This is a genomic window from Flavobacterium sp. AJR (assembly GCF_002156885.1).
Taxonomy (GTDB): domain Bacteria; phylum Bacteroidota; class Bacteroidia; order Flavobacteriales; family Flavobacteriaceae; genus Flavobacterium.
In genome coordinates this window covers 55,307-81,810 of the sequence record NZ_NCWQ01000001.1, presented here as the reverse complement: position 1 = coordinate 81,810, position 26,504 = coordinate 55,307, and the positions used below count along the sequence as shown (strand labels likewise).

Sequence of the window (26,504 nt, the reverse complement as noted above, 5' to 3'; positions counted from 1 at the left end):
TTGTATTATTTCAAATCGCTTATTCAGCGTTGTCTAAAAAATCTTTGATTTTATCGACATAGCGGTCAAAAAAGGATCTTCTTATTTTTGTTTCAGTCGATTCTTCCTTAACTACTTTCTTCACTTCTTCAACAGTTTCTACATAAGATTCTTCAACCTCATAGTGTTGCTGTTGTACCGGAGCTCTATGTACTGGTGCCTTTGGTTGTTCTATAACGTCCAATCTTACGGCACTTTGAGTTCTATTTTCAATGCTGTTCATTACTAAACCAACAGCTGTAGCATATAAAGGACTTGAGATTTCTTCGTTAGAATTCCCTGCCAAATGCTCATTTGGGTAACCAATTCTGGTATCCATTCCTGTAATGTACTCTACTAATTGCTTAATGTGTTTTAGTTGAGCTCCACCACCTGTAAGAACAATTCCTGCAATTAATTTTTTACGAGGATCTTCATGTCCATAAGCTTTTACTTCTGTAAAAACCTGATCTACGATTTCGACTACACGAGCGTGAATTATTTTTGATAAATTCTTCAAAGAAATTTCTTTTGGCTCTCTTCCTCTTAATCCCGGAATCGAAACAATTTCATTGTCTTTGTTTTCACCTGGCCATGCAGATCCAAATTTAATTTTCAATAATTCAGCTTGTTTCTCAATAATCGAACAACCTTCTTTTATATCATCTGTAATTACATTTCCTCCAAAAGGAATTACAGCTGTATGACGAATGATTCCGTCTTTAAAAATTGCTAAATCTGTTGTACCGCCACCTATATCAATAAGTGCTACTCCTGCTTCTTTTTCTTCCTGACTCAATACTGCATCTGCAGAAGCCAATGGCTCTAATGTTAAGCCTGACAATTCTATTCCTGAACTCTGAATACATCTTCCAACGTTTCTTATAGATGAAGCTTGTCCAACTACAACGTGAAAACTAGATTCTAATCTTCCTCCGTACATTCCAATCGGTTCTTTAATCTCCGATTGTCCATCAATTTTAAATTCCTGTGGTAAAACGTGAATTATTTCTTCACCTGGTAACATCGCAAGTTTATTAACCTGATCTATTAAAAGCTGGATGTCATTCTCGCCAATTACCTCTTCAGGATTGGTTCTGCTAATGTAGTCTGTATGCTGGATACTGCGAATATGCTGTCCTGCTATACCTACAACTACATCTTTAATCTTGTAACCCGAATTATTCTCCGCTTCATGTATCGCTTGCTGAATAGATTGTATTGTTTGAGTAATATTGTTTACAACACCTCTCGCAACACCTAAGCTTTTTGATTTTCCTATTCCCAGGATCTCAAGCTTACCATATTCATTCTTCTTACCTATCATGGCAACAATTTTGGTTGTACCAATATCTAGACCTACTGCAATATTATCTTTTCCCATTATCTATTATTTTGTGCAAACTACTTGTTCCGTAAACCTAAGATCTATCCTTTTGTATTTGTATAACGAGCTATCCAAAACTGCCTTTTGAAAAAAGGCTTTATAATTATTAAATTTTCGCTCAACATTTATTGTTCTGCCAAAATCTATCTCGTAATTAAAATTTCTGTTAAGCATTTTTAAGCTACCATTAGGCATAATTTGAATCGCAATGATATTTTTTTTCAAAAATGCATCGTCAAAAATCATGCGGAATAATGTAGCTAATTCTTCGTTATTTTTCTCATTTAAGCTCCCCGAAACAAGAGGAACTCTAGCTGTAAAATTATCCGACAAAGGCATTTTACTACCCTCGTAATCAATATAAAACGATTCATTCCCGTTCATAATGCGGGCTATCGGCGTCTTCTGTTTTACTACTGCTTTTAGAATACCATCAATACTCACAAATACATCTGATTTTTCAATCATCTCTTGCGTATTAAGGGCTTTCTCTATCTTATTCAAATCTAACCCTTCTTTTTTAATGCTAGAAGCATCTTTTTCATTTTCTATTAACAATTTATTAACCGCCTCCGGCTTAACAAAAATAGCGTTTTCTCCTACAAAAACAACGGTCGATTTCTTTAATTTTCGCTCTCCATTTCTATGAGAAGTAAACGAAAATAAAACAATAACGACTCCGAACATGAGTACCAAACGAAGATTTATCCAATTAATTAGTTTCATTTAAAATGTTTTTAATTGACGGTACTAATTCTCCTAAATCACCCGCTCCAATAGTCACAATTATGGTTGCATCGCTAGCCTTAATTGATGCTAATAAATCATTTTTAGCAACTATTTTCCTGTTAGAATTACTCATTTTATCCATTAACCATTGCGATGTAATTCCTTCCATCGGCAATTCTCTTGCTGGATAAATATCTAATAAAATCACTTCATCAAATGCTGATAAACTTTTGGCAAAACCATCGACAAAATCTCTTGTTCTGCTAAATAAATGTGGCTGAAATATAGCCAGTACTTTTTGTCCCGGATACAATTCTCTAACCGCTTGATTAACTGCATTTATCTCTGTCGGATGATGTGCGTAATCATCTATATAAACCAGATTATTTGTTTTTATCTGATAAGAAAAACGTCTTCTTATTCCTTTAAATGAAGCCAAAGCTTTTGCAATTGCATTGGTTGATGTTCCGTATGTTTTTGCCATTGCAATAGCCATTAACGCATTCATTAAATTATGCTTTCCTGGCAAACCAAAATGTAAATCTTTAATTGTTTCTGATGGTGTTTGTACATCAAAAATATAGCTCCCTTTAGCAATTCTTACATTAAACGCTTTAAACGGAGCATCTTCATTTATAGCACATTGAACTCCCTCCAGAGGCAATTCTTTGGTTATAAAAAGATTGTTTTTATCTTCAACTTTTGAAGCAAATTCTACAAAAGACTCTTCAATAGCTTCACTTGTTCCGTAAATATCCAAATGATCCGCATCCATAGATGTGATACAAGCAATATTTGGGTGTAAATGCAAGAACGAACGATCAAATTCATCAGCTTCGACAACAGTAACCGTTTTTCCGTTTCCTATTAAGTTCGAATTATAATTCTCAACAATTCCACCTACAAAAGCAGTAACATCAGCTCCACTTTCGTAAAGAATATGTCCTAAAATACTAGATGTTGTTGTTTTACCATGTGTTCCTGCTACAGCAAAACTAAAAGTACCCTGAGTAATGATTCCTAAAACTTCAGCTCTTTTCTTAACCTGATAATTTCTTTCTAAAAAGTAATTCCACTCCGAATGTTTAGTTGGAACTGCTGGCGTTATAATTACTAGTGTATTTTCTACAAAATAATCACTTGGAATTAAACTGATATTATCTTCAAAATGAATATTAATCCCACTTTCGATAAGTTCACTTGTAAGCATTGAAGGTGTCTTGTCGTAACCTGAAACTTGTTTTCCAATGTTCTTGAAATAACGAGCCAGAGCACTCATTCCGATGCCTCCAATTCCTATAAAATAGACGTTCTGTATTTGGTTTAAATTCATTTCTTATTATTTGTAAATTATTCTAAAATCATATTAATCAATTCTGAAAAAACATAAATAGCCAAAATTATAACTATTAATGAGCCTAAATTTTTTATTGATTTATTGAAATATTTTTTATTTTTTTTATAATCTAAATAATATGCTACACCAATCAATACAATAAATAAAAAAGATATGATTAAAATGTAACTCATAAATTATTCTTACTTAATCAACTTTATAATTTCTGCAACGATCGCTTTTGTTGCACCTGGCATTGCCAATCTTTTTATATTCTCTCTAAGCTGTTTTTGCTTCTCTTCATCCTTCAACAACGCTTCAAAAACAATGCTAAACTCGCTATTTAACTCAGATTCTTTTAATAAAATCGCACCCTTCTGATCTACAATAGCTTGTGCGTTTTTTGTTTGATGATCTTCGGCAACATTCGGTGACGGAATAAAAATAACTGGCTTTCCAACTATACATAATTCCGAAACTGATGATGCTCCTGCTCTTGAAATAATTACATCGGCAGCTGCATAAACAAAATCCATTCGCTCTATAAAATCAACCACTTTTACATTTGGCTGATTGTATTTTTTATAATCTTCAAAATATAATTTCCCACATTGCCAGATTACCTGAACATTTTGCGAAAGCATATTTGGCAATTCTTTTTCTATTAATTGATTCACTCTTCGAGCACCAAGACTTCCGCCAAGAACCAACAATGTTTTTTTATTTGCATCTAAATTGTAAAATGCAATTGCTTCGTCTCTTTTGCTATCAATATCAATTAAATCCTGACGAACAGGATTACCAGTTAAAACAATTTTATCTGCAGGAAAAAAACGCTCTAAGTTTTTATAAGCTACACAAATTGCATTCGCTTTTTTGCTAAGCAACTTATTTGTAATTCCCGGAAATGAGTTTTGTTCTTGGATAACTGTTGGAATTCCTGCCGAACCTGCCATTTTTAATAATGGCCCGCTCGCAAAACCTCCTGTACCGATAACTACATTTGGTTTAAATGCTTTTATTATTTTTCTTGATTGCAATAAACTACTCATTAACTTAAAAGGAAACATGGCATTCTGTAAAGTTAATTTTCGTTGTAACCCAGCAATCCAAAGACCTTTTATTTCATATCCTGCTTGTGGTACTTTCTGCATTTCCATTTTGTCTTTTGCACCAACAAAAAGAAATTCAGCATCAGGATATTGTAATTTTAATTCATTCGCAATTGCGATTGCAGGATAAATATGTCCTCCTGTTCCACCACCGCTTAATATGAATTTATATTTTGTCATATTTTTAAATGTTACTACATTTTAAAAATTATTATATTCTCTTTTTACTCTAACTACCTCATAACAGCTTCCATTGGATTCTTTGCATTGTCTTCTATAGAATATGCTGCTGCTACTTCTTGATCACTCCCTACTTCATTCTCTTCTTCTAATTGCTTATCGATTAATTTCTTAAGCGCTTCTTCTCTTTTTTCCTTTTCTTTCAGCTCTTCTTCAATTTCTTCGTCTTTTTTGGTAACGCTAATAATGATTCCAAGTGCAAAACATGTCATCCAAATCGAACTACCTCCACTACTAATAAGTGGCAACGTTTGTCCTGTTACTGGCAATAATTCGACCGCAACAGCCATATTAATCATCGCCTGAAATATCATAGGAAATCCGAGCCCGACGACGACTAATTTCCCGAATAATGTATTGGCTTTATGCGATGCGATTACAAATCGAAACATCAGCAATAAATACAAACACAAGATTGTTAATCCTCCTATTAAACCATATTCTTCTACAATAATTGCATAAATAAAATCGGAAGATGATTGTGGCAAAAAGTTCTTCTGAACACTTTTCCCTGGCCCTAAACCTCCTAATTTCCCAGATGCAATTGCAATTTTTGCTTTCTCTATCTGATAATCATCTTCATCTGGTTTATCAGTCGTAAAATTCTCGATTCGACTTCCCCATGTTCCTACCCTACTAAAAAAGCGGGATTCAGGAAAGGCTTTCGCCAAAAGAAGAAAGAACAAAAACATTACAACTCCCGAACCTATAATTAATCCTATATATTTTAAGGGATATTTACCAATAAACGTAAGCATTAATACCATCGAAAAGATAAGCGCTGTTGTCGAGAAATTCGCTGGCAAAATAAGCATCAACGTAACAAAAACCGGCATCCAAAGCTGTATCAACGAGGTCTGAAAAGGTTCATCTTCATCTCTTGTTTTCGATAAATAACGTGCCACAAAAATAAACAACACCATCGATGCTAATGTAGATGTCTGGAACGTAATCCCGATAAACGGAACCTGTATCCATCGACTCGCATTTGCACCAGCAATAACGGTTCCTTTTAAAAGTGTATAGGCTAACAAAAGCCAAACTACTGGCAAGGCAACTTTAGAAATTGCTCTAAAATAATGGTACGGTACTTTGTGTACCCAGTAAATAATTAAAAAACCAATACAAATATGAGCCAAATGTTTTACCAAATACCCTAGTGTATTTCCTGTTCCATGACCTAAATAGGCCAAATTACTACTCGCACTAAAAACAGGCATAAACGAAAACAAAGCCAATAAAGCCACGAATGACCATATTACTCTATCTCCTTTTAATTTGTTTACTAGTTCTTTCATCTTCAATATTGTTTAAAGTTATTTTTGTTTAATATTCAAAGTTGTTCAACCTTAAACATTAAACCTTAAACTTTTTATAGGTTGTGAACCGCTTGCTTAAATTGCTTTCCTCTGTCTTCGTAGTTTTCGAATAAATCAAAACTTGCACAAGCTGGAGACAATAATACTGCATCACCTTTTTCGGTTAAGCGTTGTGCTGTTTTTACAGCGTCGTTCATATTATTAACTTCAACCATAATATCAACTACATTTCCAAAAGCATCGATAATTTTTCGGTTATCAACTCCAAGACAAATAATAGCTTTTACTTTCTCACGAACCAATGACATTAATTCGTTATAATCATTTCCTTTGTCAACACCACCAACAATCCAAACTGTTGGAGCATTCATACTATCCAAAGCAAAAAATGTAGCGTTTACGTTTGTTGCTTTTGAATCATTAATATATTGTACATTCTGAATTTTAAGAACTTTTTCTAAGCGGTGTTCAACGCCTTGAAAATTAGATAAACTCTCACGAATTGTTGCGTTTCTGATTTGCATCAACTTAGCTACTGAACTTGCTGCCATTGCGTTTTTCAAATTATGTTTTCCTTCTAAAGCAATGTACTCAGTATCCATTGTAAACTCTTCTTGGTTAATCTTGATTTCCATTTTGTTGTTTTTTATAAATGCTCCTTCATTGAATTCTTCTGTCAATGAAAAAGGAATTAGTTTTGCTTTTGTCGTGTTATTTTTAAGCCATTCGGCGGATGCTTCATCATCGCCATCATAAATAAGATAATCACTTTCTGTCTGATTCATCGTTACCCGAAACTTCGAGTTAATGTAATTTTCATACTTATAATCATATCTGTCTAAATGATCTGGACTAATATTGGTTATAATCGCAATATCTGGCCTGTAATCTATAATCCCGTCCAATTGAAAACTGCTTAGCTCAAGCACGTAAAAATCAAATTTGTTTTCGGCTACCTGCCATGCAAAACTCTTTCCGATATTACCTCCCAATCCTACGTTCAATCCTGCCGACTTTAGCAAATGATAGGTTAACATTGTTGTTGTTGTCTTACCATTACTTCCGGTAATTCCAACTGTTAAGGCTTCAGTAAAAGGTTTTGCAAACTCAATTTCGGAGATTACTTTAATTCCTTTTTCTATAAGCTTCTTAACTATAGGTGATTTTTCAGGAATACCAGGACTTTTCATGACGACATCGGCATTCAAAATCAATTCTTCGGTATGCTTTCCTTCTTCCCAGGCAATTCCGTTAATGATAAGAACTTCTTTATAACTCTCGTTTATCTTTCCATAATCGGAAACAAAAACATCATACCCTTTCTTTTTTCCAAGAATAGCAGTACCAACACCGCTTTCTCCACCACCTAAAACAACTAACCTCATACTCTTTATAATTAAAAATTGAGAATTAAAAATTAAAAATCATTTTAAATTTTAGACTTTTAATCGACTTTTTATTTTCCTTTTAAGGTTATTATAATTTTTGCTAATATTTTGCATATTTCATCCGCTTCACTATGAATACTTTCAAATTCACTTACAGAAATATAATCTGTTGCTTTTAATAATTTCAACCAATAAATAGTTTCTCTTGCTTCTTTATATGAAATTTCAAGCTTAAACAGAAACTCCTTATTAGAACGTCCTCCAATAGATTCTTCGACATTTGCTCCTATTGAAGTACCGCATCTTAAAATTTGCTTACTCAAAACAAACTCTTTTTTTGTACTGGTTAGGTGTTTATACAAATTGATAATTCTAACCGCAAAAAGAAATGATTTATCCTGAATAATATTTCCTTTCATTTCTAAGAACTTTTAATTTTTAATTCGCAATTTTTAATTGAAAACTTATCTTAGTTTTAATGTTACGATAGACAATATGGCTAACATGATTGCAACAATCCAAAAACGGGTTACAATTTTACTTTCATGATACCCTTTTTTCTGGTAATGATGATGCAATGGCGACATCAGGAAAATCCTTCGTCCTTCGCCAAAACGCTTTTTTGTATATTTAAAATAAGCCACCTGGATAATTACCGAGGCACTTTCGGCCAAGAAAATACCACAGAACAAAACAATCAGCATTTCTTTACGAACTGCAATTGCCAAAACAGCTATGATTCCTCCTATTGTTAAACTTCCTGTATCTCCCATAAAAACAGATGCGGGATATGAATTATACCATAGAAACCCAATTAATGCACCTACGAAGGCGGATATAAAAACGGTCATTTCTCCCGAATTGGGGATATACATTATATTGAGGTAATTCGAGAAAATAATATTCCCGGATAAAAACGTAAATATCCCGAGCGCTAGGACGGACACCGCCGAAGTTCCCGCTGCAAGACCATCTATTCCATCGGTTAAATTAGCTCCATTAGAAACTGCTGTGATAATAAAAATTACAACTGGAATAAAAATTAACCAAGCCCATTTTTCATATCCTTCACCAGTCCAAGCTAATAATTCAGCATAATCAAATTCATTATTTTTAAAGAAAGGAATAGTTGTAACAGTCGATTTCTCTTCGATTAATGCAGGAACTATAACACTAGTTGTTGATTGTACTCTATAAATATCACTATTACCAGTATCGGTTCTTACGGTAACATTTGGGCTAAAATAAAGTACAGACCCTACGATTAAACCTAAACCTACCTGACCAATAACCTTAAAAATTCCTTTAAGTCCTTGTTTATCTTTTTTGAAAATCTTGATATAATCATCCACAAAACCAATTACTCCCATCCAAAGCGTGGTTACAATTAGTAATACGATATAAATATTATGCAGTTTAGCAAACAACAAAACAGGCACAAGGGTAGCAAATATGATGATTAAACCTCCCATTGTTGGCGTACCAGCTTTTTCATTTTGACCAGCAAGTCCAAGCTCACGAACAGTTTCGCCTACTTGTTGATTCCTAAGGAAATTGATAATTCTCTTTCCGTAGATTGTTGATAAAAGCAACGAAAGCAAGAAAGCTAAAGCCGATCTAAATGTGATGTACTGAAAAACTCCTGTTCCTGGCACATCTAATGTTTTGTCTAAATATTCAAATAAATAGTATAGCATATATCTGGTTTTATTTGTTTAGTTGTGCTAAAATTTCCTTAACTATCTTCATGTCATCAAAATCATGACGTACTCCATTTACTTCTTGGTACGTTTCGTGTCCTTTACCTGCTATTAAAATAATATCGTTAGGCTGAGCTAGTTGACAAGCTGTTTTTATAGCTTGTTTTCGATCTGTAATTGCCAATGTTTTTTTATAATTTTGAGGTTCAACACCTTTTTCCATTTCACTAATTATAGTTTCTGGATCTTCATTTCTAGGATTGTCCGATGTAAATATTGCTTTATCACTTAGTTCTGAACCAATTTGTGCCATAATCGGACGCTTGGTTTTATCTCTGTTTCCTCCACAACCTACAACCGTAATTAATTGCTCGTTTTTAGTACGAATATCATTTATGGTTTTCAATACGTTTTCTAGCGCATCTGGTGTATGTGCATAATCTACAATCGCTGTGATATTAGAATCTGATACAATAAACTGAAAACGTCCAGAAACACTTTCTAAATCCGATAATAATCGTAAAGCCTCAAGGCTATCAATCCCTAATTCAATAGCTGTTCCGTAGATAGCTAATAAATTATAAGCATTAAATGTTCCTATTAATTTTACCCAAACCTCATTATCATTAATTTTTAATAACAATCCTGATAATTGGTTTTCTAAAATTTGCGCTTTATAATCCGCATATGATTTTAAAGCATAGGTGCGTTTTTTAGCAACTGTATTTTGCAACATTACAGGCCCATTTTTATCATCGATATTTGATAATGCAAATGCTGTTTTTGGTAATGAATCAAAAAACGACTTTTTCACATCTCTATATTCTGCAAAAGTTGGATGGTAATCTAAATGATCATGTGATAAATTTGTAAAAATCCCACCCACAAAATGCAATGCTTCAGTACGTTTTTGATGAATCCCGTGTGAACTCACTTCCATAAAACAATACGTTACTCCAGTTTCAATCATTTCGTTTAAATAATGATTGATTGTAATAGAATCTGGTGTTGTATGAGTTGCTTTATACTCCGTCTCATCAACTAATATTTTTACTGTAGATAATAAACCTACTTTAAATCCAGCCTTTTTAAATAATTGATACAACAATGAAGCAATCGTAGTTTTTCCGTTTGTTCCTGTAATACCTACTAATTTTATTTTTTCTGATGGGTTATCAAAATAATTAGCTGCCATAAAAGCCAAAGCCGAATTGGTATCTTTAACCTTAATATAAGTAACTTCTTTTGCTAAAGCCTCTGGTAATGTATCGCAAATAATAGCCGTTGCACCAAGCTCAATTGCTTTTTGGATATAATCATGTCCATCAGAAAGTGATCCTCTAATAGCAACAAAAACATCATTCGCTTCTATTTTTCTAGAATCGAAATCTATTTTATGAATAGCAATATCTGTTGAACCCGTTACCGATTCAATAGCTACTTTGTATAATATGTCTTTTAATATATTCACGATAATTCTAATACTATAATTGTGTTTTTGGCTATATTCTGCCCTGCCTGAAGTGATTGATTTTTCACTTTTCCTATTCCGTTAACTTTTACTTTAAGACCTAAATTTTCAAGCAAAGCAATTGCATCCATTCCCGCCATTCCTTTTACATCTGGAATAGACTGTTTCTTTTGTACCTGGGTATAATATGCGTTATAATTGTTCTCTTGTTTTGATATTTTACCGTCTATTTTTTTAATCGTATTTGCAGATGGTGCATCTGTAAATATCTTTTGTGCAATTCTTTTAAAAACTGGCCCAGCAACATCGGCTCCGTAATAATTATTTTTTGATGTATTTGGTTTATGAACGACTACAATACAAGAATATTTAGGATGATCTGCTGGAAAATATCCTACAAACGAAGAAGCATAATAAAAATTTCCTTTGTCACCTTTTCCGTAATTCACCTTAACCGTTCCTGTTTTTCCTGCCATCGAAAAATCTTTCGAATACAACTTAGACCCAGTTCCTTTTTTAACCACGTTTGCCAAAACAGCTTTTAGCTTCTTAATGGTTTCTTGCGAACATACTTTTGGATTTAAAACTTCGACATCAAATTTCTTAATCGTTCTATTCCATTCTTTTATCTCCGAAACAAATTGTGGCTTAACCATTACTCCATTATTTGCAACCGAATTATAATAAGTCAACGTTTGCAATGGCGTTACCGAAACTCCATATCCAAAAGCCATCCATGGCAATGAAACTCCCGACCAATGCTTGTCTCCTGGTTGTGGAATATATGGTCTTCCTTCTCCTTCAAAAGGCAATCCCAATCTTTTATTTAATCCGTATCCGTTAATATGATTTACAAACTTAGATGGGTTACTCTTATAATTATCATAAACTGCCTGAGCCATTACTGTATTTGACGAAAGTTCAAACCCTCTAGCTAATGAAACTTTACCATAACCCCCTCTATGCGAATCATTAACAGAACGACCATAATACTTTATTGTTCCGCCATTAGTGTCATAAACAGTACTGGTATCCGCTACTTTATCTTCTAAAATTGCCATTAAATCAACTAGTTTAAAAGTTGATCCCGGCTCATGAGATTCGGCTATAGCATAATTTGTTGTTTCATAATAAGAACCATCATCTGCTCTTCCTAAATTAGAAATTGCTTTAACATGTCCGGTTTCTGTTTCCATTACTACCACACAACCATGATCTGCTTGGTAATCTTCTACTTGTTTTAACAATGCATGATGCGCAATATCCTGAATAAAAACATCTATTGTCGATATTACATCGTAACCATCTTGAGGGTCTACCTCGTTTACATCACGAATAGGTTTCCACTGCCCTTTTGCAATTTTTTGTTTTAGAATTTTACCATCCTTTCCATTCAGGTATTTTCTAAAAGCCCATTCGATTCCTTTACCCATCGATTCTCCGTTCACACCACCTTTGTCATAACCAATAGTACGTTCGGCAATTTTCCCGATAGGATGCTCTCTTACCGTTTCTTGCTCTACGATAATCCCACCTTTATAAGCTCCCAAATTAAATAATGGGAACCCTTTTATTTTCATATAATCTGTATAACTCAATTTTCGAGCTATCAAAAAATATCTGTTTTTATTGGCTCTTGCCTTTCTTAATTCATTTTGATAATAACCACTTGGTCTTCCTAAAACAAAAGACAAAGAATCCGAAAGCAATTTTACATTTTTCTCGAATACTTCAGTTTTTGGTGTAACAGCATCAAATCTAATTTCGTAATTAGGAATAGAGGTTGCCAAAAGACTTCCATCGGCAGAATAAATATTCCCTTTATTTGCAGGAATAACGAAGTTTTTCACAGTACGTTGCTTGGCTAATTTCCTGTAATAATCCCCCTCAACCCACTGAATGTTGGTTAACTTTACGACAATACCAATTGCCATCAAAAAGATGAAAACTGCTACCAGATAAATTCTGTAGGATATATTTTTATCGTCTACTGCCATATGCGTTTAAAAAAGCTTTTTTCTTTTTCTTTCTTCACTTCAATCTTAATTGGCGGAACTGTTGATGGATAAATTTCTTTAGCAAGCATTTTTTCCGATACTGTCGATTCCATCTTTAATTTCATCAATTCCGAACGTCTGTCTACAAACTCCGATCGCAATTCCTTTACTTCATTATTCAATTTTGCAATTTCAAAAACCTTTTGTTCGTATCGTTGTGTATTTGCAATCATTATTATTGCTAGCAAAATGATAAAAACGATAAAACGCCAATTTTTAATAGCGTCATCATTTATAAGAAATCTTGCTTTTAATATGTCAAATACTCCGTGTTTCATTATACCTTATTATAGTACTATATTTTTTCAGCTATTCTTAGCTTTGCACTTCTAGCCCTATTATTAATTTTAATCTCTGCATCATCTGGAACTATTAGCTTTCCGATAGTCTTAAATGGAACGGTGAAGTTTCCATAAAAATCACGTTCTGGCTCTCCCTCAAACATTCCGTTTTTAATAAAACGCTTTACCAATCTGTCTTCTAATGAGTGATAAGAAATAACACTTAATCTTCCGCCTGGGTTTAAAATCTCCAACGATTGCTCGATGAACTCTTTCAACACATCCATTTCCTGATTTACCTCAATACGAATAGCTTGATAAATCTGAGCTAATATTTTATTTTTAACTCTTTCTGGTAAATATTTCGCCAAAACTTCTTTTAATTCGTCTGTAGTTTTGATTGGTCTGTGCTCTCTCGCCTCTACAATTGTTCTTGACAAAACTGGTGCATTTTTCAATTCTCCATAATCCAGAAAAACTCGGCGTAAATCCTGCTCGTCGTATTCATTTACCACACGATATGCGTTCAAATCATTCTTCTGACTCATTCTCATATCCAAATCAGCATCAAAACGAGTAGAAAAACCTCTTTCGGCAACATCAAACTGGTGTGATGAAACACCTAAGTCTGCCAAAATTCCATCTACTCCTCTTACACCATGAAAACGCAAGAACCTTTTTATAAATCTAAAATTCTCATTTATCAAAGTAAACCTTTCGTCAGGCAAAGCATTTGCCAAAGCATCTTCGTCTTGATCAAAAGCAAACAATCTTCCGTTTGGCCCTAGCCTGTTTAAAATCTCTTTTGAATGTCCCCCACCACCAAACGTCACATCTACATAAATGCCGTCGGGCTTAATATTTAAGCCATCTACTGTCGGATGAAGCAAAACCGGATTATGATATTCCATTGTCGTCGTCATTTATATTTCCCATTACTTCTTCGGCTAAATCTGCAAAATCCATATCTTCGCCGCTAATTGATTTTTCGTATAACTCTTTATCCCATATTTCAACAATATTTACCGCAGATGAAAACACCACGTCTTTTGAAATACCAGAAAATGTCATTAAATCTTTCGGAACCAATAAACGTCCTAATGCATCAATCTCAACAATCTTAACTCCAGCGGTAAACCTTCTGATAAAATCATTGTTTTTCTTTACAAAACGATTCAGTTTATTAATTTTCTGCATCATCAAATCCCATTCTTCCATTGGATACAATTCCAGACAGGTCTGAAAAACGGAACGCTTCAAAACAAATCCGTTTTGAAGAGAGGTCGCCAACTGCTTTTTTAAAGGAGCTGGCATTAGCAGCCTCCCTTTTGCATCGACTTTACACTCATATGTCCCGACAATTGTGTTCAAAAAAATGTATGGTTATGTTACACAGCAAAAATATAAAAAATATTACCACAATTTACCACTATATACCACTTTGTTGATAAGTTTAACCACTTTTATCCCAAAAGCCTTAAATTATGCAGAGTCAGATCATTAGCCATTTCAAAATAGTTTGTAAGAATGGTTCTACATAACAAAAAACGAAATGATATTGTCATAAAATTCCAATCTGTTTTTGCTAATTTTATTTAGAAAAAAGAAAAAAATTAAAACAACTAGCAACTGATTTTTAGCCTTTTATTTCTTCTACTAAAATTATCTAGTTAAAAAATGTTTTCAAAAATCCATATTTATGTATTAAACCCTATATTTGTCCAAATTGAAATCGGTATTTAGTTAGATGGATAAACATTACAAAAAAGAAGGCAGATACAGCTATTATGAAGCTGGAGAAGGGACACCTATTGTTATTTTACATGGACTCATGGGAGGACTTAGTAACTTCGATGCCGTAGCCGAATATTTTTCAAATAGAGGATATAAAATAGTAATACCTGACTTACCGATATACACACAAAGCATACTAAAAACCAACGTAAAAAGTTTTGCCAAATATGTTAAAGACTTTATCACCTTCAAAGGATTCGATAAAGTTATTTTATTAGGGAATTCATTAGGTGGACATATTGCTTTATACCATACCAAATTATACCCTGAAAAAGTAATTGGGCTTGTTATAACAGGAAGTTCTGGTCTTTACGAAAGTGCAATGGGCGACAGTTACCCTAAAAGAGGAGATTACGAATACATAAGAAGAAAAGCTGAAGATGTATTTTATGACCCAAAAATTGCAACTCCCGAACTTATCGATGAAGTTTACGCTTCGGTAAACGATCGAATAAAATTAATAAAAACGCTTACTATAGCAAAAAGCGCTATTCGCCATAACATGGCAAAAGATTTACCTAAAATGCAAGTTGAAACTTGTATCATTTGGGGTAAAAACGACAAAGTAACTCCACCGGACGTAGCCGAAGAGTTTAACAAATTACTTCCTAACTCTTCTTTATATTGGATAGACAAATGTGGACATGCTGCCATGATGGAACATCCAGAAGAGTTTAACAAAATTCTTGAAGAGTGGTTGCAAAAAACCAATTTATAATAAACGCTTTCGAATTTGAGGAGGTTTTAGAAATAGTATAGATATGAAAATAAATACCGCCGAATTTATAATTAGTAATTCTGATGTAAGCAAATGTCCTAAGGACTTCTTGCCAGAATATGCTTTTATAGGAAGATCAAACGTAGGAAAGTCTTCTTTGATCAACATGTTGACCAATCATAAAAACTTAGCAAAAACTTCTGGTCGCCCTGGAAAAACACAATTGATAAATCATTTCCTGATTAATAACAATTGGTTCCTTGTCGATTTACCAGGATATGGTTATGCTAAAGTTTCTAAAAAAACAAAATCTGTTTTCCAACAGTTCATTACCGATTATTTTGAAACTCGCGAACAATTAGTTTGCGCTTTCGTATTAATCGATATTCGTCACGAAGCTCAAACCATCGACATTGAATTTATGTCGTACATGGGAGAAAGTGAAATTCCGTTTTGTATCATTTTCACCAAAGCAGATAAAATCAGTAAAGTAAAAATCGATTCTCATATCGCAGCTTACAAAAAGAAAATGTTTGCTAATAACTGGGCCGAAATGCCTCATTATTTTGTAACATCGGCAACAGAAGCTACTGGTAAAGATGATGTTTTAAAATACATTGACGAAGTAAACCAAGAGGTATTCAAAAACAACAGTCAGTTTTAAAATATCCTTTTCAGATAAAATAAAAAATCCCAAAACTTAATCGGTTTTGGGATTTTCTATTTTGTAGTTAAAATCTTTAAAAAAATTATTTTTTTAAACTACATTTGAAACCAATCAATATATAGTTATGAAAAGCTTAAAGTTTATACCACTCATTTTTCTGTTTATATTTTCATCATGCGAATCATCATCGTATGTTACTATGCCTGGACCAAAAACTGGCGTTGACTTTACATCTGGAAAATGGCTGTTAAACGAATTAGATTGTCCAAAAAACTCTAGAGACAAATTAACCGCTGAAACTCTAGACTATTTCAAGAAAAATTTAGGCGAACGAATATCTTATATCAATGACGTAAATGGATTACTAATTACCAGAAAAATTCATTTAGATCCCAACAAAACAATATTAAAAGAACTTAAAGATGGAACTGGTTTTGATTTCTTTATTAATATTGTTTCCACAAAAAACAAAAGCGACTTCTCTTCCGTTGAACTTTATCAAGACGAAAATGATTTGGGCAAAAACGAAAGCGCTGTAACCCTAGAGATATATGACTTAAACTTACAGGAAATTATTTTCTCTCAAAAAGTGGTAGGTACAGCTCACAAAAAGGAAACTAAATCTATGTGGGAAACAGAAAAGTCAGATAAACTTATAGACAATATAACATTCTATAGAAGCTCAGACAAATTAATGGTTGGGTCTTTAAAACGAATATTTAAGAATCTAAACAAAGCCTCTGTTAAATAAAAAAAATCCCATTCGCCGCAGCGAATGGGATTTTCTATTTTGTAATCAATTACGATTTTTTCAATTCTAGCTTTTCAGCGAAATAATCACAGAAATCTTTCATTGTATCCGACATTTTTTCATCGTCTGTAGCACGTTTAAAAGTATCTGCCATAGCTACTAAAGTCTGGTGAAAGAAAATTTTCATTTCATCCACAGGCATATCTTTAGTCCATAAATCAATACGCATTGTTTCCTGTACCTTACTATCCCAGATAGAAAGCATAATTGCTTTAGCATCCTGAGCTTCAACTCCACCATCTTTTGCCGACCATTTTAATTTTTCTGGCACACGGTTTTCGTCTAATTCTATAAGGAATTTAATTTCTGAGGTTTGTTGTTTATTATCTGACATTACTTCTTAGGTTTATATTTTGACTTTTCAAAAATTTCTTTTGCGTTAGTTTTTAATAATTGTTCTATCGATACATCATTGTTTTTCATGTATGAACGTACAATCTGCCAACCAATCCAGGTTCCAACGCGTCCTGGAGATTCGTTATCTATTTCTAGGTAAAATTTAGAAAATGGAGCTGTATTTATAAATCGTGTTGTGAGTTTTGCATCATCACTATACAACATTTCTTTCTCTATAAAATAACGCCACATATATCCTTCATTCTCTTCACACCATTTTATTTGTTCTGGTGTGTATCCTATCTTATCTGCATCGGTATAATCTGGCAAAAGCAAATCTTTTAAATACAATTGCTTTCCATAATATACCATTTTGCTAATTAAATTCTTATCGGTAACTGGTGAGATTTTCTTCATCGAAAAACTAGAAACCACATCTGGCATAATTTGTTTCTCTTCGAAATTCTCTTTTATATAATTTGGGAATTGATAAAACTTATGTTCTTTTCCTAAATACAACTCTAGCGCTACAACAACCAGACTATCGGCATAAATTGCTTTATTATTATAATCCATCTCAGATATTATAGTAATAACCTTTGGCGTTTTAGTTTTAGGAAAATAGTACTCTATATGTTGGAATAAAGTATTAAACTCTTTTCGAACTGGCTCAAAATCTCCATACTTTTTCTGAACTTCGGTATACAATTCTCTCCAAAGCGGATTCTGCATTTTCTCTATCCAAACCGCATCATCATTTCCTGCAGGAAAAAAATAAGGGTATTCTTTTTTTACTTTACCCAAATCTTTTGGTTGGGTTTCAAAAAACACTTTATCAAAGCGTTCCACTTTAATATCAACAGGAATTTCTTCTACCGCTTTTTCAATTTTACTTTTTTGGTCGCAGGACAAAAAAAAGACAGATAGAGCGATAGCAAACCGATATATTTTCATTTTATTTTAATTAAGTTTGTGTTGCAAAATTATCTAAGTAAAGACTACTTAAATATAATTGTGCAAATATACATTCCTGCATTTTAAAACTTAAACTATTATGGCTAAAAAAAGCACTATTCAAACAGAAAAAGTAAATACCTACATTGTAGAGTGGTTAAAAGATTATGCTAACAATGCTAAAGTGAATGGTTTTATTATAGGAATTTCTGGTGGTGTTGACTCAGCTGTAACCTCAACATTATGCGCTCAAACAGGATTAAAGGTTTTATGCGTAGAAATGCCAATACATCAAGCTCCAAATCAAGTTTCCAGAGGACGAGAACACATTGAACAACTAAAAAAACGATTCCCAAATGTCTCTAATATCGAAACTGACTTAACAAGTACTTTTGAAGCTTTTAAAGCCTCAACTCCTCATGATGCCGATATTGCAAAAGTAAATTTATCGCTTGCCAACACTCGTGCTCGTTTACGCATGACAAGTTTGTATTATTTAGCCGGAATTTACGGATTATTGGTTGCTGGAACAGGAAACAAAGTTGAAGATTTTGGAGTAGGTTTTTATACAAAATACGGTGATGGTGGCGTAGATTTGAGTCCAATTGCCGATTTAATGAAATCTGACGTGTATGCTTTAGGGGAATTTCTTGAAATTCCTAACACAATTTTAACAGCTGCCCCAACCGATGGTTTATTTGGAGATAACAGAACAGATGAAGACCAATTGGGTGCAAGTTATGACGAATTAGAAGCGGCAATGTTAGCCGATGAGCTAGGAAAATCGGCTGCTGACTTTGTAGGAAGAGAAAAAATTGTTTTCGAAATATACAAGAAATTAAACACAGCCAATCAGCACAAAATGAATCCTATACCTGTGTGCTCGATACCTAAAAAGTTAAAATAATCATTTTTATACTGATTTGCAATAAATTACAGAATTTATTTATTAATTTTACAGTTCCAAAAAAAATGAACAATTCTTAAAAAGGTAAAACTATGATTAAAGTATGTTTAGCAGACAACCACCCTGTGACGCACTTTGGCGTTAAGTCGTATTTTAAAGACCATGATGACATTTCAATTGTTGCAAATGTAGGCAACTTTACGATGGTAAAAGACATCCTTCAAACTAAGGACATCGACATTCTAATTTTAGATTTAGAATTAGAAGGTCTTGCCAGTATTTTTGAAGTTAAGTCTATTCTGAAAAACTTTCCAAAAACAAAAATCATCATCTTCAGTAATCTTTCTGAACAAATGTATGCTCCAAATGCCATAAAAGCTGGTGTGTCGGGATACATTCACAAAACAGAAAAATTAGAAACTCTGGGGATTTCGATTATCAAAGTACACGAAGGAAAAATTATCATCAATGAAACTGTACGTAAAAACATGGCATTGATCGCAAAACAAAGCAAAAGCGAACGTTTGTATCGAAAACTTTCTAACAGAGAAATTGAGGTATTACGTTACTTAAGCGATGGTAAGAAAAACAACGAAATTTCTAAAATTCTAAATCTTAACGAAAAAACAATTAGTACTTATAAACTAAGATTACTAACAAAATTAAACGTTACCAATTTAGTAGATTTGGTTAATAAAGCCAAAACACTAGAGATTATTTAATTATGATAACGGGACATTACCCTCCCAAGTTTTCTCGAAAACGAATTAATTAATTTAGAGTAATCTACCACCATTAACAAGAGCTCCATATTATCTTCCTTAGGGTCTGATACTATGGAGCTTTTTAATTCTTCAATTATCTTATCGACCAAAAACCAACGCATAGACAAAATTGTCTCAGTTACGTATTGACTTATAGATTCTGATTTTTCTTTTGCAAAAATATTTTGTCCCTCCCAATCATGAAGTGTAACTTTTTCATCTTCCATTAGAATATCTGTTACTTCCTGAGCAAATTCAGGTTGTAAACGCATTAAATATTGTTCTAAACTAAATTTTTCATTCTGATGATAGAATGCAATTAAGTCTGTAAAAATATCTCGAAACAGATTATTAGAAAGCTCTACCTCATCTTCCTGCAAACTCAAATAAATTCGCTGAAAAACTTTGTATTCTTTCTTTTCGGTAACAGTTTCAATTTCTCCTTCTCCATTACTTCTCAGGAAAACATCTTCAAACAGTTCTGTTTTATCTCCATAAAGCAATAAAATTTCAATTACTTTACGTTCTAAATGATATAAAATATCAATTTTTTCTGCTTGCTGTTCTACTGGATATCCTGGCTCGCCTGGATAATCATCAGGTGGTCCGTTTCTTGGATCTTCTGGATCTCCTCCTGAATACCCTGTTTGTTTTGGTTTTTGGTTTCTATAAACTTCAAAAGGTTTTTGCTCCTGCTTTTGCTTTTTACCAACTTCTGTAATATCTTTTTGAATCAACTGAGCTAAAGTACTCACAAGTACCTGCTCAGAAATATCCATAATTCTGGCACATTCCTGAACGTAAACTTCTCGCTGAATTCTATCTGGAATTTTAGAAATACTCGTAACCATATCCCGAATCAAATCGGCTTTCTTTATAGGATCATTTTTTGCTTCATTCATTAATAACGAAGCCTTAAACTGAATAAAGTCTTTAGCATTATTTTCTAAGTACGCTACTAAGTCATCATACGAAGTTTTTCTGGCAAAACTATCCGGGTCATCACCATCAGGGAAAGTACATACTCTTACGTTCATACCTTCTTCCAGAATCAAATCGATTCCTCGAATAGACGCTCGTAATCCCGCAGCATCACCATCAAAAAGTACGGTGATGTTTTTTGTCAATCTATTTACCAGTCTAATCTGATCTGGTGTTAATGCCGTTCCAGAAGATGCAACTACATTTTCTATCCCTGCTTGATTAAACTGAATTACATCAGTATAACCCTCAACTAAAAAACAATTGTTTTGTTTAGCAATAGCTTGTTTGGCCTGAAAAATACCATACAACACTTTACTCTTATGGTAAATATCACTCTCTGGTGAATTTAAATATTTTGCAGCTTTTTTATCATTGGTTAAAATACGTCCTCCAAAACCAAGTACACGTCCCGACATACTTTGTATTGGGAACATAACACGTCCTTTAAATCGATCAAACGGACGGTCATCTCTAGGAATTGTTAACCCTGTACTTTCTAGAAATTCAAGTTTATATCCCTGACCGAGTGCTTCTTTAGTTAAAGCATCCCAAGTTTCAGGAGAATATCCTAGTTCGAATTTTTTAATTGTTTCGTTTGTAAACCCTCTTTCTTTAAAATATGAAAGCCCTATTGCCTGACCTTCATCTGTATTTAAAAGTACATTATGAAAATACTTTTTGGCAAACTCAGAAACAAGATACATGCTTTCGCGAACATCCGTAATCGCTTTTTCAGCATCTGTTTGTTCGGTTTCTTCAATTTCGATGTTATATTTTCTTGCTAAATATCGAATGGCTTCTGGATAAGTAAAATGTTCATGCTCTATCAAGAAAGCAACTGAGTTCCCTCCTTTTCCAGAACTAAAATCTTTCCAGATTCCTTTTGCAGGCGATACCATAAACGATGGCGAGCGCTCATCCGAGAATGGGCTCAATCCCTTAAAGTTACTTCCTGCTCGCTTTAAATGTACAAAATCGCCAATTACCTCCTCTACTCGAGCAGTTTCAAAAACGGTATTTATGGTATTTTGTGAAATCAAAACGTATTACTTTTTTAAAGATTGAAGCTTGCAAAATTACACAAATCAAACTTGATATTTTGAATTATATGAAACAAAAAAAGCACTTCTCTCGAAGTGCTTCATTACTATAAAACTAACCTAACTTTTTTAATTCAAATCTAAACGTAATCCTAATGAAACATTGTTTTGTTTTATATCATTGTCAGCAAACAAAGGGTTAAGGTCATATTTTAAATACAAACTTATATCTCTATATCCCATATAACCACTTACTCCATAAATGAAATTATTTACATTATAATCGCCTTTTGATATTACTTTTTCTTTTATATCATCTTGATCATATTTCAGAATTTGTTTGGACTTAACATTAATCCCCGCATATCCTCCAAGCCCAAAACGAAAACTTCTGTGAGTTCTAAAATAAGTACCTCCATTACTATCGCGTTTACTTCCCGAAAAATCAAACTCTAAGTGCGCTGGTATAACTAAATAAACATTTCTAAAACGGGATTCATCTAGATTTACAGGATTAACTTCCAGAACGGTCTTATCCCCGTCTACCACAAAATTACGATTCTCTGTAGGTCTAATATTATTATACATTAATGACAATCCGTATTTAGCATGAAGCAAATTATGATCTTTTAAAATCCTGGAATTAAATGTAAATCCCCATTCGTAAAAATGCGAACCCATAAATTTGTAATCGGAGTTTTTTAAACTTCCATCGGTTACTAAATTATTTATTCCAGCTGCAAACACAAATTGTGATGTAGTTCTCTTTTCTCTATAAATCGAGTCTTTTCCTTTTCCACATCCTTTGCAAAGCCTAATCATATACTTTTTTACAGAATCTCTTTCTTTTATTTTTCCATCTACTTTTTGTTGTACTAAATCATTTAATTCATTTTGTACAACCGTAATTTTCTCTTCTATTATAATCGCTCTTGCTTCCGCTAATTGTTTTTTCTTTTTATCAGCTTCTTCTCTGGTTATTTTCCCTTCAGAAAGCTGAACATTTACAACTTCTACTTCTTCTTTCAGAGCAGCTTTTTCATCTTTGGTTATTTTTTCGATTTTGTTTGCAATAGATTTTGCTCTGGATTCAAATGTCTCTTGCCCTATCATTTTGCTAACAAATAAAAATAGGAAGAGGACTAAATAAATGGTAAAATTTCTCATGGTGATTTTTTTTTAAATTGATTGATTTTTTGATTGATGATGATTTTAATTTTGATTATTGCAATAGCTATTCTTCAGCATTTCTGTTTCCCAAAGCTACTTTTACAGTTTGGTAATTTTTATTGACTTTATTAATTACTTTTTCTCTAAATGAAAGCTCTAACTCTCCATCGACTTGAGAAAGTAACTCATTAGCATTTACCTTAACTTTAGCTTTTTGCTGATCTGTTTTCCCCATTACTAAAGTTTTTTCTGCCGAAGTCAGTAATTGATCTACAGTTGCACTTTTTGAATTATCTGCGATTGCGGTTTGATTGATTTTTGATTCTGTTTTTTGATTGTTTTTCCAATTCTCGTTATTGATTTCTTTGATGATTGAACGCTCCGCTACTTGATTTTGATTTACTTTTTCATTTTTTTCTTCACTATTTTTCTTTGTCTCCTTTATTACAACTGCATCTGTATTTAAAGGGCTCAAGATTATTTTATCTTCTGGCTTATTTGGTTTAGCGACAGAATCTTTTACTTCTTCTTTAACAACCACTGTATCATTCAGGTTATTAACTGGAGCCTCTCTTTGACTAAAATAAATCGTGCTTATCAATAAGAAACTGATAAAACCTGCCGCAACATACATCCAGGTGTATTTTCGTTTTGGCTTAGTTTCTTCGGCAACATTCAGCATCGCATCTAATCTATCCCAAGCATTATTACTAGGATTGATTTCTCTTTCATTTAGTTTTTCACGAAACTCTTTTTCTAATTTATTCGGTTCCATTTTCTTGTTTTTTTAATGTAGTAATTTGCTTTTGCAGCATTTTGCGAGCATGTGATAATTGTGACTTTGACGTTCCTTCATTAATCCCCAGCATCGTTGCAATTTCATTGTGCTTATATCCCTCGATAGCATAAAGATTAAAAACCATCTTATAACCATCTGGTAAGCTATCTATTAAAAACTGAATTTGATCTGTAGATAATTGACTTTCGATACCATTAAAACTCTCTTCAGTATAATTTTCATCTTCTATAAATTTCACCTTTTTTTGAACCCGTAGATAAGAGATGCATTCATTTACCATTATCCTTCGAATCCATCCTTCAAAACTTCCTTTATTTTCAAATTTATTAAGGTTTACAAAGACTTTCATAAATGATGTTATCATTACATCTTCTGCTAGTTGAATGTCTTTAATATATTGTCGACAAACACTCAACATCTTTGGTGAAAACCGACTGTATATTTGCTGTTGTGCTTGCCGATTATTTTCGACAGCCAACTTTATAATTTCGGTTTCTTCTTGATGTAAATGAATAATTTTCATTAATAAGCTTTCGGTTTTTGGTTTTGCAATGGTCTTCTATTAGCATAGACGATTGTCATTTCGAAATGGTTGCATCTGGGTTGAAAAAAAATCAAAAAATAAATTACAAATTCCAAAAAAAAAACAAATAAAATACTGATTTACAAACAAATAAACCTGTTTTTTTTTATTTAGTTAATTTTATAATTATTTTTTATTTGATACAAACTTAAGGAGAATTAAAGATAGTAAGTATTTCAGACCAACCTCTATTTCCTGGTCCGCATATACTTAGTTAATTTCTGAATAGATTATATTTCCTATTTTAGCAAGAAACCAAATTACAATGAAAATAATATTAAGCTCAATTTTTTGTCTTTTTTCAGTATTACTTTTTTCTCAAAATGAGAATAAAGCAATCACTGGCTTTTCTAAAGAAGAAAAAGCAGATTCAATAAAAGTGGAGAATAAAAGCATTGGATATTCGAATACTGGTTTGGCTAAAATTAAAGGTAAAACTTTTGATCGTCAATTACGCAGCGTTGAAAGCGTAGAGATATCTTTGACAAATTTATCTTCTAAAATCACAAGCTTTTATGAAACAAATGATGACGGGCTTTTCGATATTAATATTGAAAGAGGTGTTTACTCCATATTATTTTCAAAAGATCTTATGGGAAATTCAAAATTGAAAAAATCGATCTTAGCGATTGCCAAATTCAGGAAATTAATTTAAATCTGGGATCAAGAATAAATATAGTCGAATATATAACGGTACCAGCACAAGAATTTTCACTTCCATCGAAAAAGAAAACAAAGAAAAAATAAAATTTAATCCTTACTTTTTTCTTTCGATAACGTAGTTCACCATCAAAGTCAAGGCTGCTTTGAATTCTGAATCTGAATAATTATTGAGTAGTGAGAGTGCTTCTTGCTGAAATTCTACCATTTTATTTTCGGCGTAAGCCAAACCATTATTATCTTTTACAAAAGCAATAACTTCTTTTACACGCTTTTTGTCTTTATTATGGTTTTTGATAGAATTAATAAGCCAGCTTTTTTCTTTAGAGGTACAGTTATTTAGAACATGAATTAAAGGCAAAGTCATTTTTTGCTCTTTAATATCTATTCCGGTAGGTTTACCTATAGCTTCTTCGCTATAATCGAATAAATCATCCTTTATCTGAAAAGCCATTCCTATAAGCTCTCCAAATTTACGCATGTTCTCTACCTGAACTTCATCTTCTATAACCGATTTTGCGCCAAGTGCACAACAAGCAGCAATAAGTGTCGCTGTCTTTTTTCGGATAATTTCATAATAAACATCCTCGGTAATATCTAGTCTTCTTGCTTTTTCTATCTGAAGTAATTCGCCTTCGCTCATTTCGCGTACAGCAACAGATATTATTTTAAGTAAATCAAAATCACCGTTATCTATAGAAAGTAACAATCCTTTTGATAGTAAATAATCTCCAACCAGAACAGCTATTTTATTTTTCCAAAGTGCATTGATAGAGAAAAAACCACGACGACGGTTACTATCATCTACAACATCATCATGAACCAAAGTAGCAGTATGAATTAACTCTATAACCGATGCTCCTCGATAAGTACGTTCGTTCACGATTCCTTCTGAAACCATTTTTGCTGTCAAGAAAACAAACATAGGTCGCATTTGTTTTCCTTTTCGATTTACGATATAATAGGTAATTCTGTTAAGCAAAGCCACCTTTGAAGTCATCGATTCATGGAACTTTTTTTCAAAAAGTTCCATTTCGTTAAAAATGGGCTGCTTTATTTGTGAGGTAATATTCATTTCGATTCCAAATATACTATTTTAAATAAAAAAACGTTGTCTATTTTATAGAAGTATATCAACATTTGTAACTTTTTATACACTATTCACATTCAAGTAAACCTTATTTACTCGAAAGCTCATTATTAGCATAGTCTAATTGTGTCGTTACTATTTTATTTCCCCTTTATAAAATAGCATTAACTCAAAATCTACAATATAATC

Annotated in this window: 26 protein-coding genes; 6 read left to right on the top strand and 20 right to left on the bottom strand. The window is 32.9% G+C overall.

What is annotated here, in order from left to right; genetic code table 11:
- Positions 1-19: 19 nt before the first annotated feature.
- The 13 genes from ftsA to B8T70_RS00335 all read right to left on the bottom strand — a co-directional run bounded on the left by ftsA (position 20) and on the right by B8T70_RS00335 (position 14,409).
- Positions 20-1,402, bottom strand: a complete 1,383-nt coding sequence (gene ftsA / locus B8T70_RS00400; protein WP_039118455.1) for a cell division protein FtsA — start codon at positions 1,400-1,402, stop codon at positions 20-22.
- A 6-nt stretch (positions 1,403-1,408) separates the two neighbouring features.
- Entirely contained in the window at positions 1,409-2,131 is a 723-nt protein-coding gene (locus tag B8T70_RS00395) for a cell division protein FtsQ/DivIB (RefSeq protein WP_039114490.1), read from the bottom strand.
- Positions 2,118-3,467, bottom strand: coding sequence for a UDP-N-acetylmuramate--L-alanine ligase (gene murC, locus B8T70_RS00390; protein ID WP_039114489.1), 1,350 nt, complete (start codon positions 3,465-3,467; stop codon positions 2,118-2,120). Before murC ends, B8T70_RS00395 begins: the two co-directional genes overlap by 14 nt.
- Before the next feature lie 206 nt (positions 3,468-3,673).
- A complete protein-coding gene (gene murG / locus B8T70_RS00380; protein ID WP_039114487.1) occupies positions 3,674-4,762 on the bottom strand; it encodes an undecaprenyldiphospho-muramoylpentapeptide beta-N-acetylglucosaminyltransferase in 1,089 nt (362 codons plus the stop codon).
- A gap of 53 nt (positions 4,763-4,815) precedes the next feature.
- Positions 4,816-6,120: an FtsW/RodA/SpoVE family cell cycle protein gene (locus tag B8T70_RS00375; protein WP_039114486.1), complete on the bottom strand. Its 1,305-nt coding sequence runs from the start codon at positions 6,118-6,120 to the stop codon at positions 4,816-4,818.
- A gap of 74 nt (positions 6,121-6,194) precedes the next feature.
- Positions 6,195-7,526, bottom strand: coding sequence for a UDP-N-acetylmuramoyl-L-alanine--D-glutamate ligase (gene murD, locus B8T70_RS00370; RefSeq protein ID WP_039114485.1), 1,332 nt, complete (start codon positions 7,524-7,526; stop codon positions 6,195-6,197).
- A gap of 71 nt (positions 7,527-7,597) precedes the next feature.
- On the bottom strand, positions 7,598-7,948 hold the full coding sequence (locus B8T70_RS00365; RefSeq protein ID WP_086893534.1) for a four helix bundle protein: 351 nt from the start codon (positions 7,946-7,948) through the stop codon (positions 7,598-7,600).
- A 45-nt stretch (positions 7,949-7,993) separates the two neighbouring features.
- Complete coding sequence (gene mraY, locus B8T70_RS00360) at positions 7,994-9,226, bottom strand: phospho-N-acetylmuramoyl-pentapeptide-transferase (protein WP_039114483.1); 1,233 nt, start codon at positions 9,224-9,226, stop codon at positions 7,994-7,996.
- 10 nt (positions 9,227-9,236) lie between these two features.
- Positions 9,237-10,700 carry a UDP-N-acetylmuramoyl-L-alanyl-D-glutamate--2,6-diaminopimelate ligase gene (locus B8T70_RS00355; protein ID WP_086893533.1) on the bottom strand — a complete coding sequence of 488 codons (1,464 nt, stop codon included), beginning with the start codon at positions 10,698-10,700 and terminating at the stop codon, positions 9,237-9,239.
- Positions 10,697-12,697, bottom strand: a complete 2,001-nt coding sequence (locus tag B8T70_RS00350) for a penicillin-binding protein (RefSeq protein WP_086893532.1) — start codon at positions 12,695-12,697, stop codon at positions 10,697-10,699. The genes B8T70_RS00355 and B8T70_RS00350 overlap by 4 nt, the downstream gene beginning before the upstream one ends.
- Entirely contained in the window at positions 12,688-13,035 is a 348-nt protein-coding gene (locus B8T70_RS00345) for an FtsL-like putative cell division protein (protein WP_039114480.1), read from the bottom strand. Before B8T70_RS00345 ends, B8T70_RS00350 begins: the two co-directional genes overlap by 10 nt.
- Before the next feature lie 17 nt (positions 13,036-13,052).
- Positions 13,053-13,961 carry a 16S rRNA (cytosine(1402)-N(4))-methyltransferase RsmH gene (gene rsmH / locus B8T70_RS00340; RefSeq protein ID WP_205625786.1) on the bottom strand — a complete coding sequence of 303 codons (909 nt, stop codon included), beginning with the start codon at positions 13,959-13,961 and terminating at the stop codon, positions 13,053-13,055.
- Positions 13,936-14,409: a division/cell wall cluster transcriptional repressor MraZ gene (locus B8T70_RS00335; RefSeq protein WP_035627611.1), complete on the bottom strand. Its 474-nt coding sequence runs from the start codon at positions 14,407-14,409 to the stop codon at positions 13,936-13,938. Before B8T70_RS00335 ends, rsmH begins: the two co-directional genes overlap by 26 nt.
- 376 nt (positions 14,410-14,785) lie before the next feature.
- Between B8T70_RS00335 and B8T70_RS00330 the strand changes: the two genes are divergently transcribed.
- The 3 genes from B8T70_RS00330 to B8T70_RS00320 all read left to right on the top strand — a co-directional run bounded on the left by B8T70_RS00330 (position 14,786) and on the right by B8T70_RS00320 (position 16,968).
- Entirely contained in the window at positions 14,786-15,550 is a 765-nt protein-coding gene (locus tag B8T70_RS00330; RefSeq protein WP_035627608.1) for an alpha/beta fold hydrolase, read from the top strand.
- Positions 15,551-15,593: 43 nt separating this feature from the next.
- A complete protein-coding gene (gene yihA / locus B8T70_RS00325) occupies positions 15,594-16,214 on the top strand; it encodes a ribosome biogenesis GTP-binding protein YihA/YsxC (RefSeq protein WP_039114475.1) in 621 nt (206 codons plus the stop codon).
- 127 nt (positions 16,215-16,341) lie between these two features.
- On the top strand, positions 16,342-16,968 hold the full coding sequence (locus tag B8T70_RS00320; protein WP_123912048.1) for a hypothetical protein: 627 nt from the start codon (positions 16,342-16,344) through the stop codon (positions 16,966-16,968).
- A gap of 49 nt (positions 16,969-17,017) precedes the next feature.
- Here B8T70_RS00320 and gldC read toward each other — a convergent pair whose 3' ends face one another.
- Both gldC and gldB read right to left on the bottom strand, forming a co-directional pair.
- Positions 17,018-17,362 carry a gliding motility protein GldC gene (gldC, locus tag B8T70_RS00315; protein WP_039114473.1) on the bottom strand — a complete coding sequence of 115 codons (345 nt, stop codon included), beginning with the start codon at positions 17,360-17,362 and terminating at the stop codon, positions 17,018-17,020.
- Entirely contained in the window at positions 17,362-18,318 is a 957-nt protein-coding gene (gldB, locus tag B8T70_RS00310; RefSeq protein ID WP_039114472.1) for a gliding motility lipoprotein GldB, read from the bottom strand. The genes gldC and gldB overlap by 1 nt, the downstream gene beginning before the upstream one ends.
- Before the next feature lie 100 nt (positions 18,319-18,418).
- Here gldB and nadE point away from each other — a divergent pair, with 100 nt between their 5' ends.
- Complete coding sequence (gene nadE / locus B8T70_RS00305) at positions 18,419-19,225, top strand: NAD(+) synthase (protein WP_039114471.1); 807 nt, start codon at positions 18,419-18,421, stop codon at positions 19,223-19,225.
- A 92-nt stretch (positions 19,226-19,317) separates the two neighbouring features.
- Positions 19,318-19,947, top strand: coding sequence for a response regulator transcription factor (locus B8T70_RS00300; protein ID WP_035618090.1), 630 nt, complete (start codon positions 19,318-19,320; stop codon positions 19,945-19,947).
- On the opposite strand, the gene dnaG is transcribed toward B8T70_RS00300, so the two are convergent.
- From dnaG to B8T70_RS00280, 4 genes are all read right to left on the bottom strand, one after another.
- The gene (gene dnaG / locus B8T70_RS00295) at positions 19,944-22,013 is read right to left on the bottom strand and encodes a DNA primase (RefSeq protein WP_039118463.1); all 2,070 of its coding nucleotides are present in this window, start codon (positions 22,011-22,013) and stop codon (positions 19,944-19,946) included. The two genes, B8T70_RS00300 and dnaG, sit on opposite strands and share 4 nt — an antisense overlap.
- A 129-nt stretch (positions 22,014-22,142) precedes the next feature.
- On the bottom strand, positions 22,143-23,180 hold the full coding sequence (locus tag B8T70_RS00290) for a hypothetical protein (RefSeq protein WP_039118464.1): 1,038 nt from the start codon (positions 23,178-23,180) through the stop codon (positions 22,143-22,145).
- Positions 23,181-23,247: 67 nt separating this feature from the next.
- Entirely contained in the window at positions 23,248-23,958 is a 711-nt protein-coding gene (locus B8T70_RS00285) for a hypothetical protein (RefSeq protein WP_086893530.1), read from the bottom strand.
- Positions 23,945-24,505, bottom strand: coding sequence for an RNA polymerase sigma factor (locus B8T70_RS00280; RefSeq protein WP_086893529.1), 561 nt, complete (start codon positions 24,503-24,505; stop codon positions 23,945-23,947). The genes B8T70_RS00285 and B8T70_RS00280 overlap by 14 nt, the downstream gene beginning before the upstream one ends.
- A gap of 325 nt (positions 24,506-24,830) precedes the next feature.
- Here B8T70_RS00280 and B8T70_RS00275 point away from each other — a divergent pair, with 325 nt between their 5' ends.
- Positions 24,831-25,220, top strand: a complete 390-nt coding sequence (locus B8T70_RS00275) for a hypothetical protein (protein ID WP_086893528.1) — start codon at positions 24,831-24,833, stop codon at positions 25,218-25,220.
- A 102-nt stretch (positions 25,221-25,322) separates the two neighbouring features.
- Here the strand turns inward: B8T70_RS00275 and B8T70_RS00270 are convergent, their stop codons facing one another.
- Positions 25,323-26,300 (bottom strand): polyprenyl synthetase family protein, encoded by a 978-nt coding sequence (locus B8T70_RS00270; RefSeq protein ID WP_039114464.1) that lies wholly within the window; start codon positions 26,298-26,300, stop codon positions 25,323-25,325.
- Between the last annotated feature and the right edge of the window lie 204 nt (positions 26,301-26,504).

Coding starts and splice junctions, on each gene's coding strand:
- rsmH (WP_205625786.1), bottom strand. CDS start 13,961: ATGACGACGACAATGGAATATCATAATCCGGTTTTGCTTCATCCGACA.
- gldC (WP_039114473.1), bottom strand. CDS start 17,362: ATGTCAGATAATAAACAACAAACCTCAGAAATTAAATTCCTTATAGAA.
- yihA (WP_039114475.1), top strand. CDS start 15,594: ATGAAAATAAATACCGCCGAATTTATAATTAGTAATTCTGATGTAAGC.
- B8T70_RS00365 (WP_086893534.1), bottom strand. CDS start 7,948: ATGAAAGGAAATATTATTCAGGATAAATCATTTCTTTTTGCGGTTAGA.
- murG (WP_039114487.1), bottom strand. CDS start 4,762: ATGACAAAATATAAATTCATATTAAGCGGTGGTGGAACAGGAGGACAT.
- B8T70_RS00275 (WP_086893528.1), top strand. CDS start 24,831: ATGAAAATAATATTAAGCTCAATTTTTTGTCTTTTTTCAGTATTACTT.
- B8T70_RS00330 (WP_035627608.1), top strand. CDS start 14,786: ATGGATAAACATTACAAAAAAGAAGGCAGATACAGCTATTATGAAGCT.
- B8T70_RS00280 (WP_086893529.1), bottom strand. CDS start 24,505: ATGAAAATTATTCATTTACATCAAGAAGAAACCGAAATTATAAAGTTG.
- murC (WP_039114489.1), bottom strand. CDS start 3,467: ATGAATTTAAACCAAATACAGAACGTCTATTTTATAGGAATTGGAGGC.
- ftsA (WP_039118455.1), bottom strand. CDS start 1,402: ATGGGAAAAGATAATATTGCAGTAGGTCTAGATATTGGTACAACCAAA.
- B8T70_RS00285 (WP_086893530.1), bottom strand. CDS start 23,958: ATGGAACCGAATAAATTAGAAAAAGAGTTTCGTGAAAAACTAAATGAA.
- gldB (WP_039114472.1), bottom strand. CDS start 18,318: ATGAAAATATATCGGTTTGCTATCGCTCTATCTGTCTTTTTTTTGTCC.
- mraY (WP_039114483.1), bottom strand. CDS start 9,226: ATGCTATACTATTTATTTGAATATTTAGACAAAACATTAGATGTGCCA.
- B8T70_RS00300 (WP_035618090.1), top strand. CDS start 19,318: ATGATTAAAGTATGTTTAGCAGACAACCACCCTGTGACGCACTTTGGC.
- nadE (WP_039114471.1), top strand. CDS start 18,419: ATGGCTAAAAAAAGCACTATTCAAACAGAAAAAGTAAATACCTACATT.
- B8T70_RS00270 (WP_039114464.1), bottom strand. CDS start 26,300: ATGAATATTACCTCACAAATAAAGCAGCCCATTTTTAACGAAATGGAA.
- B8T70_RS00345 (WP_039114480.1), bottom strand. CDS start 13,035: ATGAAACACGGAGTATTTGACATATTAAAAGCAAGATTTCTTATAAAT.
- B8T70_RS00375 (WP_039114486.1), bottom strand. CDS start 6,120: ATGAAAGAACTAGTAAACAAATTAAAAGGAGATAGAGTAATATGGTCA.
- murD (WP_039114485.1), bottom strand. CDS start 7,526: ATGAGGTTAGTTGTTTTAGGTGGTGGAGAAAGCGGTGTTGGTACTGCT.
- B8T70_RS00290 (WP_039118464.1), bottom strand. CDS start 23,180: ATGAGAAATTTTACCATTTATTTAGTCCTCTTCCTATTTTTATTTGTT.
- B8T70_RS00320 (WP_123912048.1), top strand. CDS start 16,342: ATGAAAAGCTTAAAGTTTATACCACTCATTTTTCTGTTTATATTTTCA.
- B8T70_RS00395 (WP_039114490.1), bottom strand. CDS start 2,131: ATGAAACTAATTAATTGGATAAATCTTCGTTTGGTACTCATGTTCGGA.
- B8T70_RS00350 (WP_086893532.1), bottom strand. CDS start 12,697: ATGGCAGTAGACGATAAAAATATATCCTACAGAATTTATCTGGTAGCA.